The following is a 15,204-nucleotide window of genomic DNA, read 5'->3' on the forward strand; positions in this document are numbered from 1 at the left end:
AAGCGGCATGGTCCCGCGCAAGAAACTCGAACCGTCCAAACCCGCCGAGGACATCTCGACCCGTTATGATGTATTATAGCCGGCTCAGACTGCTGGGCGTCGCAGGCATCTGCCTGATCGGCCTCCTGTTCTGTCTGCCCAATTTCATGCGTGCCCCCACGCAGTCCCTGCCCTGGCGGCAGATCCACCTTGGCCTTGATCTCCGTGGTGGTTCATATCTGCTGCTGCAGCTTGACCTGAAGTCCCTGGAGCATGACCGCCTGCAATCCTTGCAGGATCAGGCACGTCAGACCCTTTTGGACAAGTCTCTCGGTTACCGTGACTTCCAGAAGGATGATCAGACGGCCAGCCTGAGCTTTGAGCCACGCTCAGATGCGGAGCGCGCTGTTGCCTTGAAGACGATGCAGAATCTTCCTGTCGTTGTGCCTGATGAATTTCATGTCACTGAGTCCAATGGTCGTATTGTGCTTACGCTTCAGCATGATGCCATGTTGGCGCGTGCCCGGGACGCTGTTGCCCAGTCCATTGAGATCGTCCGCCGCCGTATTGATGCCACGGGTGCGATTGATCCGAGTATCGCCCGTGAGGGCGATGACCGGATCGTGGTGGAACTGCCTGGTGTCAGTGATCCCGAGCGGATCAAAACGCTTCTGGGAACAACTGCCCGTCTGACGTTCCGTCTGCTGGCGCCAAACCCCAGTGTTGCCAGCCCTGGTTCGGCGATGCTGGAAGACATCAGCACTCATTCTCAGGTTGCCGTACAGGACCATGTGGATGTTGACGGTACGGATCTGACGAACGCAGGTGCGGTGATCGATCAGCAGAGCGGTGGCTGGGCCGTGACGTTCCAGCTCAATAGCGCTGGTGCAACAGCTTTTGCCAATACGACCCGCGCGAATGTGGGTAAGCGATTTGCGATCGTGCTTGATAACAAGGTTATCGAAGCGCCGAACATTATTAATCCGATTACGGCAGGGAGTGGTCAGATCACAGGTGGCTTTGATGCCCACAGTGCGTCCGATCTTGCGCTTTTGCTGCGTGCTGGCGCTCTGCCCGCTCCGTTGGCTGTTATTGAGCAGCGCACGATTGGTCCGAGCCTTGGCGCTGCGTCCATCCACGCTGGCATTCTTAGCCTTGCGGCCGGATTTGTTTTGGTCGTGGTGTTTATGGTGCTCTTCTACGGTCGCTTCGGCCTGTATGCGGATATTGCGCTGTTCGCCAACCTGATCCTGATGGTAGCAATTCTGTCGCTTTTCCAGGCGACGCTGACGCTGCCAGGTATGGCGGGTATGCTGTTGACGCTTGGTATGGCTGTGGATGCCAATATCCTCATCAATGAGCGCATCCGAGAAGAAGTGAAGCGCGGGCGTGCGCCGCTTCAGGCACTGCAAGCTGGCTTCGAGCGCGCAACCAGCACAATCGTTGACAGTAATGCGACGGCGTTTCTCGCCCATGTCATGCTGTTCGTGTTCGGCACGGGTCCCGTGCGGAACTTCGCCCTGACGATTACCATCGGCATCGTGACGACCCTCTTCACGACCCTGCTGCTGTCACGCTTCCTTGTCGTGCGGTGGTATGCCCTTGCCCGTCCCAAAGAACTGCCGGTCTGAACGTCATGCTGTCACGTCCCCTTCTCCGTTTTGTCCGTGACGATCGGCGCATCAACTTCATGCGCGGCCGTCATATGGGGCTTATCGTTTCGGCGGTTCTCTCCATTGCTTCCGTCATCCTGTTTTTCGAGCCGGGCCTGAAACTCGGCCTCGATTTCCGGGGTGGTATCATCGTCGAAGCCCAAACGCCGGGAGCCGCAGATTTTGGCAAGCTGCGCTCTGCTTTGGAAAAGGCCGGCATTCATCCGGATGCTGTTCAGGCCTTCGGTTCTCCGCGGGATGTCCGCATCTCGATCAATGCGCCGGAAGGTGCGGATCGTGAAGCGCAGACACAGAAGCTTGTCGATGGCGTAAAGACCGCCATCTCAGCGGCCGAACCCGGTACGCAGGTTCTGCGGGCTGATGCTGTGGGGGCTTCGGTATCTTCCGAGCTTTTCCGTGATGGCCTGTTGGCGCTCGGTTTCAGTCTGGCCATGATTCTGGCTTACATCTGGATCCGCTTTGAGCGTGAGTTCGCCATTAGTGCTGTGGTGACACTTATTCTGGATCTGACGAAAACCGTGGGCTTCCTCGCCATTACGCGTTTTGAGTTTGATCTGGTGATGGTTGCCGCGTTGCTGACGATCCTCGGATATTCCACCAATGACAAGGTGGTTGTTTATGATCGTATCCGTGAGAATCTTCGCAAATACCGTACGATGCCGCTGCGGGAGCTTCTGGATCTTTCCATCAATGAGACCCTGAATCGTACGCTCGGCACCTCCATGACCGTCTTTCTGGCGGCCCTACCGCTGGCTTTGTTTGGTGGCAGCACGCTGACCGGGTTCGCAACGGTCATGCTGTTCGGTATCGTTGTTGGAACATCGTCTTCCATCTTCATCGCTGCTCCCCTGCTGCTTTTGATGGGTGAAAAGCGACTTCGGAAAACTCCTTCTTCCGATACAGAATGACGCCCTGAAGTCTTTATCAGGCGCAAAAAAAACCGGCTCAGTTAGAGCCGGTTTTTTTGTGCCGTGAGGCGGAATGTCTAGCTATCGAAGCTGGTCAGAAATGCTGCGATTGCGGCGTCTGCCTGACGATTTTCCGATGATGTCTGAAGCCTTGTAGCATTCAGAACTGCTTTTTGAGCATCATGGTCGAGGCTTATGAGCTTTTGAACATTCTGGGGGGTAACTTTTCCCCTCATTAACGCCCCTCGTGCCATGCCGTGAGCAATCAGATACGCATAAAGTCTGGCATTCGGAGATGGTGGCACGCCTTCGAAAGGACGTGCCACGCATCCACAAAGCAGGCTCCCCACCAAAACAAAACCTGTCAGTTTGCGGGTGAAGATTGCTCCGAAAGGAGCCTGCCGTGACATCAGGAAGCCTTGGTGGCCAGAATGTCGCGGATTTCTGTCAGGAGAACTTCTTCCTTGGTTGGTGCTGGCGGCGCTGCTGGTGCAGCCTCTTCCTTGCGGTGAAGCTTGCCGATGAGGCGCACAACCCAGAAGATGAAGAATGCCACGATCAGGAACTGAATGACAGCATTCAGGAAAACACCAAGATTGACGGTAACCGCACCGGCCTTCTGTGCTTCTGCAAGGGTATCCTTGACCGGACCTTTCAGGGTGATGAAGAGGTTAGAGAAATCCACACCACCTGTCAGGAGGCCGATGAAAGGCGTCAGGACGTCCTTGACGGCGCTGTTCACAATCGTGGTGAAGGCCGCACCGATGATGACACCGACGGCGAGATCCAGCACGTTTCCGCGCATAATGAATTTCTGGAAGTCGCTCAGCCAGCCCGGAGTATGCAGGGCATGTTTCGTTTCGCTCATATTTCGAACCTCTCTTGGGGGAACCCGCATCACTGCGGTTGCAGGCCGGAAAAGCGCTACCTGCATCGCCCAAGGGATAAACGGACTCATGCGATCCCGTAAAGTGTGCTTTCATCCTTGAGCGGTTTCCGTTATACGCGCCTCATGATTCGCTCCGGTCGGTATCGGAGCTTTTTTCCTGGAGTAGAGAATTCATGAAATCCGGCATTCATCCCGACTACCACGAAATCAACGTCATCATGACCGATGGCACCGAGTACAAGACCCGCTCCTGCTATGGTCAGCCTGGTGCTACGCTGCGTCTCGACGTTGATCCGAAGTCCCATCCGGCCTGGACAGGCGTGCAGCGTATGCTCGACACCGGAGGCCAGGTTGCCAAGTTCAACAAGCGCTTCGCTGGTATCGGTACCCGCAAGTAAGCTTGTCTGCCTCCGCGCTCCCCTCTTGAAGGGGCGCAGGACAGGTACCATCTGGAATATCGGTCATGATGCCTTCGGGGTCATGGCCGGTAAACCAAACGCAGTCTGCCAATTGGGGATTGCATCAGATGAACCCTGCCTTGAGGAGGTTTTCATGACATACGATTTTACGCCGCTGTTCCGCAGCGCAATTGGCTTTGATCGCCTTGCCCGTATGGCTGGCAACGCTGCCAATGCTCAGGCTATGCCGAGCTACCCCCCCTACAATATCGAAAAAACTGCCGAGACAGACTACGCCCTGACCATGGCCCTTGCCGGTTTTGGCCCGGATGATGTTGAGGTTCTCCAGGAAGACAATACGCTTGTCATTCGAGGCAGCGTTCCCGAAAATACCCGGGATCGTGAGTGGCTTCATCGCGGCATTGCGACGAGAGCTTTTGAGCGGCGCTTCGTGCTTGCCGATCACACAGAAATTGATCAGGCCGAGCTTCAGAATGGTTTGTTGACCATCGTAGTGCGGCAGGTTGTTCCTGAAGCTGTCCGGCCTCGCCGTATTCCGATCGTCACAGGGAATGGCGTTCCTGGTCATCAGAACGTAGCGGCCTCCACATACGCTGGCACGCAGCACGCTGCATGACGGAGGATCGGCAGGGCGGTTTTTGGATTTGCCCTGCCGTTTCGACCTTGACCAGATGTGTGATGGTGCCCCATACCGTTTCTCATTATCGCCGTGCATCCAGCAGGTGCCGCGATCATATCCCGAGCGGCCTTTCGTTCCTCTCCGGGTACGCCAATCGGTGCCTGCGCTCTCGCCGGCCCCTTAGCGCCCCAAAAGGAACGCACTGACATGACCCTGCCTTTGATGCCCAAGGCCACGGCCGTCTGGCTAATCGAGAAAACCGGCCTGACCTTTACTCAAATTGCTGAATTCTGTGGCATGCATCCGCTTGAAGTTCAGGCAATTGCTGATGGTGAAGTTGCAGCCGGAATTAACGGTTACGATCCGGTCAAAAATCATCAGCTGTCTGACGCCGAGATCAAGCGCTGCGAAGCGAACCCGGACTCCAAGCTGAAGATCCTGTCGTCTGGCAGCCCGGTGAAGCGTCGTGCCAAGGGCGCGCGTTATACGCCTGTTGCAAAGCGCAATGACCGACCTGATGCCATTGCGTTTGTTCTTCGTCAGTTTCCGCATCTGACGGAAGCTCAGATCGTAAAGCTTTTGGGCACGACGAAGGACACCATCATCAAGGTGCGTGACCGCCAGCATTGGAATAGCGCGAACATCAAGCCGCGCGATCCGGTCATTCTCGGTCTTTGCACCCAGATGGATCTGAACGCAGCGGTTTCAGCCGCCAACGACCGTCTTGCCCGTGAGGGACAGACGCTTCCTGTGGTGAGTGCTTACGACGCTCATGAAGACAGCGCTCACTGAGCTGAGATCAAGGATGTAGCTTTTCACGAAGCTGCATCCTTTTTTTATTGGTGCGGGCCTGACTGGTTTAGGCCGCCTCAGCCGTGATATGGATTCATGACGATGGACGGAATGAATTCTGTTCGTCATCATGCCGTGACAGAGTTCCGGGACCGATAGCAATGATGACCGATAACAATGCAATGCTCCGCCGCCTCCACGAACTCCGGAGCGAGCATCGCGATCTTGATACGGTTATTGAGCGCCTGGTGGACCATCCCCTCAATCAGCTCCAGATCCTGCGCCTTAAAAAGCGCAAGCTGCAGCTAAAAGACGAGATTTCCTGGATCGAGACCCGTCTGATTCCGGATAACATTGCCTGATGAGCCAGATCCTTTCTCCAAGCGAGACCATTCAAGCAGAAGACGCTGTGCGCGTTGGTGTCATTATGGGGAGCCAGTCTGACTGGGAAACCATGCGGCATGCCTGTGACATTCTGGACGAACTGGGCATTGCCCATGAACGTCGGATTGTCTCTGCACACCGGACGCCAGATCGTCTTGCGGACTATGCGCGTACGGCTCGCAGCCGTGGATTGCATGTCGTTATCGCGGGCGCAGGTGGTGCTGCCCATCTGCCCGGCATGTGCGCAGCGTGGACGTCCCTTCCCGTTCTCGGCGTTCCAGTGGAAAGTCATGCCCTGAAGGGACAGGATAGCCTGCTGTCCATCGTTCAGATGCCAGGTGGCGTGCCTGTTGGAACGCTGGCGATTGGTAAGGCTGGAGCCAAGAATGCTGGCCTGTTAGCGGCGTCCATCCTCTCTTTGGCTGATCCAGAGCTGGCTGCACGTCTTGATGCGTGGCGCGGTACTCAGACGGCAGCTGTTGCGGACATTCCTGTCGAATGACGGCTCAGAATAATCAGGTTTTTGCACCTGGAAGTACAATCGGGATTATTGGCGGCGGCCAGTTGGGACGCATGTCAGCAATGGCTGCGGCCAAGCTTGGTTATCGTGTTCATATACTGAATCCGGCAGCCACGAGCCCGGCTATTGAAGTTTCAGCCTCCGCGACGGTCGGATCTTACGATGATCCCGTAGCGCTGGAAGATTTTGCGGCTCGCTGCGACGTTGTGACGTTCGAATTTGAGAACATCAGCGTTGAGGGGCTGTCATTGCTCGAAAAACGTCGCCCCGTCCGTCCAGGTGGCGAGATCCTCAGGATCAGTCAGGATCGGGTTCTGGAAAAGACCCGGCTGGCTCAGGCTGGGGTAGAGCTTGCCCCGTGGAAAGAAGTATCCGGACCAGCTGATCTTTCTGCTGTGGGAGAGCTGGGTTTCCCTCTCATCCTGAAGACAACCCGTTTTGGTTATGACGGGAAAGGACAGTTTCGGGTTGAGAATGCGGAAGCTCTCTCGGCTTTGACGGATCTGCCGTATCCGCTTGTTGCGGAAAAGATGATCGACTTTCAGCGTGAGCTGAGCGTGATGGTTGTTCGCGGAAGTGACGGAACTGTACGGTGTTTCGACGCAGTGGAAAATCGCCATCGTGACGGTATTCTAGACATCACCCTTGCTCCCGCGCGCGTCATGCCAGAAGTTGCAGAACGCGCTCAGGCAATTGCAATCCGCATTGCGACGGATCTTGAGCTGGTTGGCATCATGGGGGTGGAGATGTTCCATGCCGCTGATGGTCAGTTATTGGTCAATGAAATTGCTCCCCGGCCCCACAATTCAGGGCACTGGACGATGGACGCCTGTCTGATCGACCAGTTTGAAATGCATATTCGGGCTGTAGCGGGGCTGCCCCTTCCACCCGCGCGTCGTCATTCGGACGCTGTCATGCATAATCTTGTCGGGCCGGAAGATATGGCGCGGGTTCCTGCCATACTGGCCACAGACGGTGCATCACTGCATCTCTATGGCAAGCACGAGGCGCGTCCGGGCCGGAAGATGGGGCACGTCAATACGCTCTTTCCGCGTGGCGCATTGCCGGGCGAACTGGCCCTTGAAGGACTACTGCCTCCGAGGGGTTGAGAGTGGCTTGCGCTAGATCAGGCCAAGCCGCTGGAAGCTAGTATGTTTTCCATTGCCGATAATGAGGTGATCTGTGAGCTGGACGCCCACAACGTCCAGAGCGGCCTGAACCTGCTGGGTCATCTGAATGTCGGCTTGTGAGGGCGTTGGATCACCGCTTGGGTGGTTGTGCACCAAGATGAGGGATGCAGCTTCAATTTCGATTGCGCGGCGGGCGACCTCCCTGGGGTACACAGGGGTATGGTTGACCGTACCGCGCGCCTGAGCTTCATCAGCAAGTAGGCTGTTTTTCTCATTGAGGAAAAGGATACGGAATTGCTCGATATTCTCTCGGGCAAGTCTGGCCGTCAAATAGTCGAGGAGCTTCTGCTCGCTATCGAGAATATCAATTTTGGGTAACCGCTCCCGATTATAGCGAAGTGCAGCTTCATGCAGGACCCGGATCATTGGGATCATGTGTGATCCCATCTCTTTTATGCCGGCCAGCTCCCTGTTTGTTGCTGCCAGAATGGCCGCCAGTGATCCAAACCGCTCCAGCAGTAGCGGGCTCAGGGTCTGCGCTTTTGCTTCGTGGCCGGTGAAAAGAGTGACGACCATTCTAAGAAGAGTATCGTCATCCAGATGACGACCTCGTCCGCTCAGCAGAGCCCGGGGCGGTTCGGGGAGCTCGACCGATTGCTGCGTGGTTACAGCTACGGACTTTATGGTCTGAAGCAGTTCACTGTTCAGAACTTCAGAAAATCCGTCTTCGGTAGCCAGGGTATCGTCCATGCGTTTTTGTGGCATTTCCCAAGTGTTGTTATCAAGCCACCAGATATGAGCCTATGTCTCGTAAGGCCACCTTGCAAAGTTACAGCAAGCCTTCCTGACGAAAGCTGCGAACTGCTGTGTTGGGCGTATCTAACAGAATGTCATGCAGAACAATCGAGAGCGGCCTGAGCGCCGTTTCCAGCGTTCGGGCTGCGGTTGAAAGCGCGACGGGCTTCAAAGCTGGTTGAACATGAAGTCCAATGACGGCGGTGGCGTGCAGGGCGAGTGCGCGGATTGCGATAGCGCGATTCAGGAAGGTAATATCTTCGAGTTCTGGAGCTGCTTCATCGGATAAAAGACGATTGCGATTGTCCAGGTAAAAAAGGCGGAATTGCCCGCGGATGGCTCCCGTCAGGGCGGTCTCAAGATATTTCATCAGCTGAGGCCAATCCCCCAAAACGGGTCGTTCGCGGTGTTCGGCAGATGCCAGTCGTTCTGCCGCAACGGCTGGCAGTCTCAGTGCACGAATGGTGTCGTCGTTGAGGCCTGCGCTTCTCAAATCCTGTGTGGGCGCGCGGAAGACGTCGATCAGGCTTCCGAAGTGGCTGATGAGGCCTTTTGCGAGCGGCTTGGTATCCTTGCGCGGGATGCCCAAGAACAGCAGCATTTCCAGAATTTCGTAATCTGCAAGGGTTTCGGCGCCGTTGGTTTCAACGCGTGTTCGCATTCTGGCGCGATGTCCCTGCGGGCCTGTGCCGCGTGTCAGGTCGATCCGGGGAGATGATGTGTTGGCCATAGGGCCATCACACTCTATATCGGGAGTGTGCCGCAAGACCCTCTCATCCCCACCCCCGAGTATCTCTCCCGCCTGAACCCGGAGCAGAGACGTGCCATCGAGACAACCGAAGGCCCGTTGCTGATTCTTGCCGGTGCAGGAACGGGAAAGACGCGCGTGTTGACGACGCGCTTTGCCCACCTCCTTCTGACCGGAAGGGCTTACCCCAGTCAGATTTTAGCTGTGACATTCACCAATAAGGCTGCGCGTGAAATGCGCGAGCGTGTTGGCGCTCTTCTGGGAGAGCCTGCTGAAGGGCTCTGGCTTGGCACATTCCACGCCATCTGCGCGCGGATGCTGCGGCGTCATGCGGAATATGTGGGCCTGACGAGCGGATTCAATATTCTGGATACGGATGATCAGCTTCGTTTGTTGAAGCAGATCATGGAGCCTTTCCGGCTGGATACGAAGCGTTGGCCGCCTAACCAACTCATGGGCATCATCCAGCGCTGGAAAGATCGTGGCCTGACGCCGGATCGCGTGACGCCTGCCGAGGATACGGATTTTGCCAATGGGCAGGCCTTGGCCATCTATCGCGGCTATCAGCAGCGACTGCGCGAACTGAATACCTGCGATTTCGGCGATCTGATGCTGCACATGGTGGAGATTTTGCGGTCCCAGCCGAATGTGCTGGCGCAGTATCATCGGATCTTCCGCTATATTCTGGTGGACGAGTATCAGGACACCAACACGATCCAGTATCTGTGGTTGCGTTTGCTGGCAAAGCGCGAGCAGGGTCCATCCAACATAGCTTGTGTGGGGGACGACGATCAGTCGATCTACTCCTGGCGTGGTGCCGAAGTTGAAAATATTCTCCGGTTTGAGAAGGATTTTCCCGGTGCCGCTGTTGTGCGGCTGGAACAGAATTATCGCTCGACGGCGCAAATCCTGGCAGCGGCGGCGGGACTGATTGCTCACAATGAAGGACGGTTAGGCAAGACGCTCCGTCCCGGCCGTGAGGATGCGCAGGGCGAGAAGGTTCAGATTATCGGGGTTCGGGATTCCGATGAGGAAGCCAGAATTGTTGGTGGCGCGATTGAACGCCTTCATGCCGATGGTCATCCGCTGTCTGAAATGGCCATCCTGATGCGTGCAGGCTTCCAGACGCGGCCATTTGAAGAGCGCCTGATGACGATAGGCATACCCTATCGGATTGTTGGTGGTCTGCGGTTTTATGAACGCTCGGAAATCCGGGACTGTCTGGCTTACATGCGCGTTCTGTCGCAGCCTTCGGACGATCTGGCGTTTGAACGGATCATTAATGTTCCGAAGCGTGGCGTAGGGGCTGTGGCTGTGCAGAAGCTGCATGGTGTAGCGCGCACCCTGCCCGGCCCGTTAACTGCGGGTGTTCTGACGCAGATTGAACAAGGTGCGCTCAAGGGAAAGTCCAAGGAAGCCCTGACCAGTCTGATGGAAGCGTTTCAGCGCGCGAAAGCGACGCTTGAAACAGAAGGTCAGGTGGTGGCTGTTGAGCAGCTTCTGGAAGACAGCGGCTATCTGCAAATGTGGCGTGATGACCGCTCTGTGGAAGCTCCGGGCCGGCTGGATAACATCCGTGAGCTTTTGCGGGCGATTGGCGAGTTCGCGACGCTCGAAGGTTTTCTGGAGCATGTCGCGCTTGTCATGGATACGGAAAGCGAGACGAGCGACGACAAAGTGAGCCTCATGACGTTGCACGGCTCCAAAGGACTGGAGTTTGATACGGTCTTCCTGCCCGGTTGGGAGGAAGGGGTTTTCCCGTCTCAGCGGTCCCTGGACGAAGGCGGCAACCGGGCGCTGGAGGAAGAACGGCGTCTGGCTTATGTCGGGCTGACACGGGCGAGACTTCGGGCCATCGTTGTTCATGCGGCCAGCCGCCGCATTTATGCGAACTGGCAAGCCTCGATGCCGAGCCGGTTCATTGAGGAAATTCCGTCCGAATACGTTCAGACGAGTGGGCAGTCTCTTGAGAGCCGGAGGCAGGCTGCGGCAGCGCCTTCCATGTTTGCGTCCGGCCCGTTTACCAGTACGCGTCGTTCTTCAGGGGGAGTTCAGACCCCTCGCCCGCGCGTTACGGACGTGCAGCCGCAGGCGAATGTCCCTCTTGGAGCAACGGTTTTTCATCAGAAGTTTGGCGAAGGCACCGTGATTGCGGTGGATGGCAGCCGACTGGAAATCAACTTTGAAAATGGCGGCATCAAGCGCGTCATGGCAAATTTCGTGGAGATCAGATCGTGATGGCACCCCGCAGCATTGGCCGACGCCATGCCAGTGCGCTTGAAACCCTGTCCATTACGGTGGAGGAGGAATTTGTTCCTCTTTTCGAACAGGCTCTGATGTGTGTCTGTGAGACTGTCGGGATTTTTGAGGCTGATGATGCGCAGAAATACTGGCGCATCGAAGGTGTCAAAGACACTGGCTACAAAGAAGACGAGCTTGAAAGCGCCTTGTCCGTTGCGCGTCTTCTGACGGGCTGTGAGGCAGAACTGCTTCGTGAGGCAACAGAAGCCGAAGGTTGGCTGGCACGGACCTATGAATCCTTCCCGCAGCAGGACGTTGGCAAGAGGTTTGCCATCCGAGGAACTCATCTGCATGGAGAGCCTGACCGCTCGCGCCTGACCATTACTCTTGATGCCGGTATTGCCTTTGGGTCGGGTGAACATGGATCAACGCGGGGATGCCTGCGCGCACTGGAAATGGTGGCGTATCGCAAACCTCATCATATTCTGGATATGGGGTGTGGCTCGGGTATTCTGGCAATGGCTGCAGCGAAGCTGCTGCATCGCCCGGTTCTGGCTGTCGACATTGAGCCATGGTCTGTGCGGACAGCCAAAGCCAATGCCCGTCTGAACGGACAGGGCAACCTGCTGGACTGTCGCTTCGGAAATGGCTGGAACACGGCTCAGGTGCGCGTCAAGGCGCCGTATGATCTCGTGTTTGCCAATATCCTGGCGCGTCCCCTCTGCCGGATGGCGCAGTCTCTCGCCATCAATCTGGCACCGAACGGCACGGCTATTCTTGCTGGGCTGTTATACACACAGGCCAATATGGTTCTGGCTGCGCATCGCCGTCAGGGGCTGGTTCTTGAGCGTCTGTTGCGTGAAGGCGACTGGGCGACCCTGATTTTGCGTAAAAGAGGCTAAGATGTCTGTCGTAATCCGTGAGGTTCAGGAGGCCGACCTTCCCGCAATTCTGCGGATTACGAACGATGCCATCGAGCATACTGATGCACTCTGGATCAGCACGCCGTTCACGATGGAGCAGCGTCAAAAATGGGTTGCTGATCGACAGGCTCAGAATTTCCCGGTTTTCGTGGCCGTTGATGGAGATGGCGTGGTCTGCGGGTACGCATCCTATGGGCCGTTCCGGGCTTTCGAAGGCTACGTAGGCACGGTCGAACACTCCGTATATGTTTCATCCGAGTGCCAGGGACGCGGACTAGGCAGGCTTTTGCTAAATCAGTTGATCCAGCACGCAAAACGGGCCGGATTTCACGTAATGGTGGCCGGGATTACGGCTGGCAACGAGGCATCCATCGCGCTGCATCAGCGGTTAGGCTTTCAAAATAACGGTATTTTGCCTCAGGTTGGACGAAAGGGTGGCCGTTGGCTGGATCTATTGTTCATGACGCTCTGCCTTGAGGCTGTTTCCAAACCGGAAAAGGACTTTCCATGACCCTTTCCTCCATTCCGCTCAAAGAGCGCCCTACTCTTGTTCGCAAGGCGTGTGAGGCGCTGGGCGTTATAGGTTTCATCATCCCGCGGGGGGATGAATATCTTGGGGAATATGTTGCCCCCTGCTCTGACCGTCTGGCCTGGCTGACTGGCTTTACGGGGAGCGCGGGCCTCGCGGTTATTCTTCAGGACGCTGCTGCAGTCTTCTCGGATGGACGATATACCGTTCAGATGGAGGAACAGGTTCCCCATGATCTCTGGGAGCGGCGACATGTGAGCATGGAGCCTGCGTCAGACTGGCTGGAAGAAAATGCGCAGGGTAAGCGCGTTGGGTATGACCCCAAACTGGTCAGCCGTTCCATGCTGGCATCCTGGAGTGCTCCCGGGGTTGAACTGGTGCCGCTGGTACTTAACCCGATTGATCAGGCATGGCTCGACCGCCCTGCTGCGCCAGCTAATCCCGTCATTAATCACGGTGTGGAACTAGCGGGGGAAACAAGTTCAAGTAAGCGCCATCGCCTCGCTGCCGGGTTACGGAAAGCTGGACAGGATGCTGTGGTGCTGGCGGACTGCACGTCTGTCGCCTGGCTCCTGAATATTCGCGGTAGTGATGTCCCGCTAACGCCTGTGGCCCATGGCTATGGCCTGCTGCATGCTGATGGTCGGGCAGAGCTGTTTGTGGACCCCGCCCGCCTTGAAGGCGGATTGGCTGCAGCGCTTGGTGAAGAGGTCACTGTTCAGGCACCAAGTGCATTGGAAAAACGCCTTGCTGCGCTGGGTGGCAAAGTCGTACGGCTTGATCCTGTGACGACGCCAGTCTGGTTCGAAACGACCCTGAAAGCCGCTGGCGCTTCGGTGGTTGATGGGAATGATCCCTGCACGCTTCCCAAGGCTGTCAAAAACCTGACCGAGCAGGATGGTGCACGTCAGGCGCACCAGCGCGACGGTATTGCGATGGCACGTTTCCTCCATTCCGTTTCGGTGTCTGCTGCGGGACAACGGGAGACGGATCTTGTTGAGCGTCTTGGGATGTTCCGCGAACGCTCTGCCGACTATCGGGAACAGAGTTTTGATGCGATTTCGGCCTCGGGACCGAATGGGGCCTATCCGCATTATCGTGCAGAAGTCGGCAAGGATCGCGTGCTTCCGGCCAACAGTGTTTATCTGATTGATAGTGGTGGACAGTATCCGTTCGGGACGACTGACATCACACGGACGCTCTGGATCGGGCCGGAGTCAGCTCCTCAGGACGTCAAAGAAGCATTCACGCGTGTTTTAAAGGGAAATATTGCGTTGTCGCGCGTGCGTTTCCCCCCGGGGACCACAGGGCATCGTCTGGATGTTCTGGCGCGTGCTGCTCTTTGGCAGGTTGGGCTGGATTATGATCATGGGACCGGACACGGCATTGGCAGTTATCTGTCCGTGCATGAAGGCCCGCAGAACATTTCTCCTGCGCCGCGGCCAACTGCCTTGGAAGCGGGTATGATTGTCTCCAATGAGCCAGGGTATTACGAGCCGGGGGCTTATGGCATCCGAATTGAAAATCTGATGCTTGTTAAGCCCTCCTCCTATCAAGGGGCGAAGGGCGTATTTCTCGAATTTGAAATCCTGAGCTACACGCCAATTGATCGAGAGCTCATTGATGTGACGCTACTGGATGATGCTGAACTCGAATGGCTTAATGCGTATCACGCAGAGGTTTTGACGCGCGTAGGACCGGTTGTTGAGCCTGATGTCCAGGAGTGGCTTGAGAAGGTCTGTGCGCCGATGATGCGCGAAACGCCCGGTATTCAGTAAGCGTTTATTCATTTTTCCCGGTCATAAGGTTGGTATGACCGGGAAACTCCTGTTTTTTCTATTCTGCATAAGTGTTGCCACCTCATCGGCAGGCGCCAATGACTGGGATATGGCGCGGGCATGTAGCGAGGCCGTGTCTATTGCAGAGCCAGAGGCTGGTATTCCGAACGGTCTTTTGGGGGCTATCAGCCGTGTAGAGAGTGGTCGTCGTGACCCTTTATCGGGCCGGACGGTCGCTTGGCCATGGACTGTGAATGCTGCCGGAAAAGGATATTTTTATCCTTCAAAAGTCGAGGCTGTTGCTGCCGTCGAGGCATTTCAGAGTGCAGGTATCACATCGATTGATGTTGGTTGCATGCAGGTCAATCTTCATCATCACCCGAATGCATTTCTCTCGTTAGAAGAGGCTTTCGATCCCCTCACCAATGTCAGATATGGGGCTTCTTTTCTAAAAAATCTTTTTACGCAATTGCGTGGCTGGAGTGCGGCAACGGCTGCCTATCACTCTTTAACGCCTGCTTTGGGCGCGGAATATGAAGAGCACGTCATGGCAGTCTGGAATGGGAAGAATGACATTTACAGGCCGCCAGACTTCCTGCCTCAGGTGGTCATGACTGGTTCCGGTCTGAGGGTTATCGTGCCGCAGTCTGATGAACGAATAGCAACCAATGTGCCAAGAAGTTCCTTGCAGGCGAAAACGACTACTTCTAGCAGCTTTCCTCCATCAACTGTGAGCCATACAGCTTACGCTCCTCCTCCGCGCATTATTCACCATGTGACAAATAACGGAGGAGGAACTGAAAGCCATGGCCGCGACCTGATGTCTTATCGTGCAAGTCCAGTCAGGATGGCCTGGCGACAGAACTGATGTGGCTTA

General features: G+C 56.1%; 17 protein-coding genes. 13 read left to right on the plus strand and 4 right to left on the minus strand.

Annotated elements, in window-relative coordinates:
- Positions 1–68: 68 nt before the first annotated feature.
- Together secD and secF are read left to right on the plus strand one after the other, a co-directional pair.
- A complete protein-coding gene (gene secD, locus R5H23_RS01445; RefSeq protein ID WP_317214584.1) occupies positions 69–1,610 on the plus strand; it encodes a protein translocase subunit SecD in 1,542 nt (513 codons plus the stop codon).
- Positions 1,611–1,615: 5 nt separating this feature from the next.
- Entirely contained in the window at positions 1,616–2,560 is a 945-nt protein-coding gene (gene secF / locus R5H23_RS01450; protein ID WP_064273272.1) for a protein translocase subunit SecF, read from the plus strand.
- A 77-nt stretch (positions 2,561–2,637) separates the two neighbouring features.
- Here secF and R5H23_RS01455 read toward each other — a convergent pair whose 3' ends face one another.
- On the minus strand, positions 2,638–2,970 hold the full coding sequence (locus R5H23_RS01455) for a hypothetical protein (RefSeq protein ID WP_215766940.1): 333 nt from the start codon (positions 2,968–2,970) through the stop codon (positions 2,638–2,640).
- A complete protein-coding gene (mscL, locus tag R5H23_RS01460; protein WP_099212467.1) occupies positions 2,970–3,428 on the minus strand; it encodes a large-conductance mechanosensitive channel protein MscL in 459 nt (152 codons plus the stop codon). Before mscL ends, R5H23_RS01455 begins: the two co-directional genes overlap by 1 nt.
- Before the next feature lie 194 nt (positions 3,429–3,622).
- On the opposite strand from mscL, the gene rpmE reads away from it, so the two are divergent.
- The 6 genes from rpmE (at position 3,623) to R5H23_RS01490 (ending at position 7,292) form a co-directional block, all read left to right on the plus strand.
- Positions 3,623–3,847, plus strand: coding sequence for a 50S ribosomal protein L31 (gene rpmE, locus R5H23_RS01465; RefSeq protein ID WP_046901535.1), 225 nt, complete (start codon positions 3,623–3,625; stop codon positions 3,845–3,847).
- A gap of 154 nt (positions 3,848–4,001) precedes the next feature.
- Entirely contained in the window at positions 4,002–4,484 is a 483-nt protein-coding gene (locus R5H23_RS01470; protein WP_167386140.1) for an Hsp20 family protein, read from the plus strand.
- Between the two features lie 210 nt (positions 4,485–4,694).
- The gene (locus R5H23_RS01475) at positions 4,695–5,279 is read left to right on the plus strand and encodes a DUF1013 domain-containing protein (protein WP_046901536.1); all 585 of its coding nucleotides are present in this window, start codon (positions 4,695–4,697) and stop codon (positions 5,277–5,279) included.
- Between the two features lie 161 nt (positions 5,280–5,440).
- Positions 5,441–5,641 (plus strand): YdcH family protein, encoded by a 201-nt coding sequence (locus R5H23_RS01480; protein ID WP_046901537.1) that lies wholly within the window; start codon positions 5,441–5,443, stop codon positions 5,639–5,641.
- Positions 5,641–6,165 (plus strand): 5-(carboxyamino)imidazole ribonucleotide mutase, encoded by a 525-nt coding sequence (gene purE, locus R5H23_RS01485; RefSeq protein WP_064273283.1) that lies wholly within the window; start codon positions 5,641–5,643, stop codon positions 6,163–6,165. The genes R5H23_RS01480 and purE overlap by 1 nt, the downstream gene beginning before the upstream one ends.
- Entirely contained in the window at positions 6,162–7,292 is a 1,131-nt protein-coding gene (locus R5H23_RS01490; RefSeq protein ID WP_211503990.1) for a 5-(carboxyamino)imidazole ribonucleotide synthase, read from the plus strand. Before purE ends, R5H23_RS01490 begins: the two co-directional genes overlap by 4 nt.
- A gap of 12 nt (positions 7,293–7,304) precedes the next feature.
- Here R5H23_RS01490 and radC read toward each other — a convergent pair whose 3' ends face one another.
- Positions 7,305–8,063, minus strand: coding sequence for a RadC family protein (gene radC, locus R5H23_RS01495; protein WP_317214037.1), 759 nt, complete (start codon positions 8,061–8,063; stop codon positions 7,305–7,307).
- A 79-nt stretch (positions 8,064–8,142) separates the two neighbouring features.
- Entirely contained in the window at positions 8,143–8,838 is a 696-nt protein-coding gene (locus tag R5H23_RS01500; RefSeq protein ID WP_099212473.1) for a RadC family protein, read from the minus strand.
- 27 nt (positions 8,839–8,865) lie between these two features.
- Between R5H23_RS01500 and R5H23_RS01505 the strand changes: the two genes are divergently transcribed.
- The 5 genes from R5H23_RS01505 to R5H23_RS01525 are packed head-to-tail and all read left to right on the plus strand — an operon-like array spanning position 8,866 to position 15,195.
- Positions 8,866–11,094, plus strand: a complete 2,229-nt coding sequence (locus R5H23_RS01505) for a UvrD-helicase domain-containing protein (RefSeq protein ID WP_317214038.1) — start codon at positions 8,866–8,868, stop codon at positions 11,092–11,094.
- Entirely contained in the window at positions 11,094–11,999 is a 906-nt protein-coding gene (locus R5H23_RS01510) for a 50S ribosomal protein L11 methyltransferase (RefSeq protein ID WP_046901543.1), read from the plus strand. Before R5H23_RS01505 ends, R5H23_RS01510 begins: the two co-directional genes overlap by 1 nt.
- A 1-nt stretch (position 12,000) precedes the next feature.
- Positions 12,001–12,531, plus strand: coding sequence for an N-acetyltransferase family protein (locus tag R5H23_RS01515; protein ID WP_317214039.1), 531 nt, complete (start codon positions 12,001–12,003; stop codon positions 12,529–12,531).
- Positions 12,528–14,327, plus strand: a complete 1,800-nt coding sequence (locus R5H23_RS01520) for an aminopeptidase P family protein (RefSeq protein WP_317214040.1) — start codon at positions 12,528–12,530, stop codon at positions 14,325–14,327. Before R5H23_RS01515 ends, R5H23_RS01520 begins: the two co-directional genes overlap by 4 nt.
- A 34-nt stretch (positions 14,328–14,361) precedes the next feature.
- Positions 14,362–15,195 (plus strand): transglycosylase SLT domain-containing protein, encoded by an 834-nt coding sequence (locus R5H23_RS01525; protein ID WP_317214041.1) that lies wholly within the window; start codon positions 14,362–14,364, stop codon positions 15,193–15,195.
- The last annotated feature ends 9 nt before the right edge of the window (positions 15,196–15,204 follow it).

Source organism: Gluconobacter sp. GP1, from assembly GCF_032913585.1.
GTDB lineage: Bacteria > Pseudomonadota > Alphaproteobacteria > Acetobacterales > Acetobacteraceae > Gluconobacter > Gluconobacter cerinus.

What these genes read in the sequence shown, in the direction of transcription:
- secD (WP_317214584.1), top strand. Translation starts at nt 69, where the DNA reads ATGTATTATAGCCGGCTCAGACTGCTGGGCGTCGCAGGCATCTGCCTG.
- secF (WP_064273272.1), top strand. Translation starts at nt 1,616, where the DNA reads ATGCTGTCACGTCCCCTTCTCCGTTTTGTCCGTGACGATCGGCGCATC.
- R5H23_RS01455 (WP_215766940.1), bottom strand. Translation starts at nt 2,970, where the DNA reads ATGTCACGGCAGGCTCCTTTCGGAGCAATCTTCACCCGCAAACTGACA.
- mscL (WP_099212467.1), bottom strand. Translation starts at nt 3,428, where the DNA reads ATGAGCGAAACGAAACATGCCCTGCATACTCCGGGCTGGCTGAGCGAC.
- rpmE (WP_046901535.1), top strand. Translation starts at nt 3,623, where the DNA reads ATGAAATCCGGCATTCATCCCGACTACCACGAAATCAACGTCATCATG.
- R5H23_RS01470 (WP_167386140.1), top strand. Translation starts at nt 4,002, where the DNA reads ATGACATACGATTTTACGCCGCTGTTCCGCAGCGCAATTGGCTTTGAT.
- R5H23_RS01475 (WP_046901536.1), top strand. Translation starts at nt 4,695, where the DNA reads ATGACCCTGCCTTTGATGCCCAAGGCCACGGCCGTCTGGCTAATCGAG.
- R5H23_RS01480 (WP_046901537.1), top strand. Translation starts at nt 5,441, where the DNA reads ATGATGACCGATAACAATGCAATGCTCCGCCGCCTCCACGAACTCCGG.
- purE (WP_064273283.1), top strand. Translation starts at nt 5,641, where the DNA reads ATGAGCCAGATCCTTTCTCCAAGCGAGACCATTCAAGCAGAAGACGCT.
- R5H23_RS01490 (WP_211503990.1), top strand. Translation starts at nt 6,162, where the DNA reads ATGACGGCTCAGAATAATCAGGTTTTTGCACCTGGAAGTACAATCGGG.
- radC (WP_317214037.1), bottom strand. Translation starts at nt 8,063, where the DNA reads ATGGACGATACCCTGGCTACCGAAGACGGATTTTCTGAAGTTCTGAAC.
- R5H23_RS01500 (WP_099212473.1), bottom strand. Translation starts at nt 8,838, where the DNA reads ATGGCCAACACATCATCTCCCCGGATCGACCTGACACGCGGCACAGGC.
- R5H23_RS01510 (WP_046901543.1), top strand. Translation starts at nt 11,094, where the DNA reads ATGGCACCCCGCAGCATTGGCCGACGCCATGCCAGTGCGCTTGAAACC.
- R5H23_RS01515 (WP_317214039.1), top strand. Translation starts at nt 12,001, where the DNA reads ATGTCTGTCGTAATCCGTGAGGTTCAGGAGGCCGACCTTCCCGCAATT.
- R5H23_RS01520 (WP_317214040.1), top strand. Translation starts at nt 12,528, where the DNA reads ATGACCCTTTCCTCCATTCCGCTCAAAGAGCGCCCTACTCTTGTTCGC.
- R5H23_RS01525 (WP_317214041.1), top strand. Translation starts at nt 14,362, where the DNA reads ATGACCGGGAAACTCCTGTTTTTTCTATTCTGCATAAGTGTTGCCACC.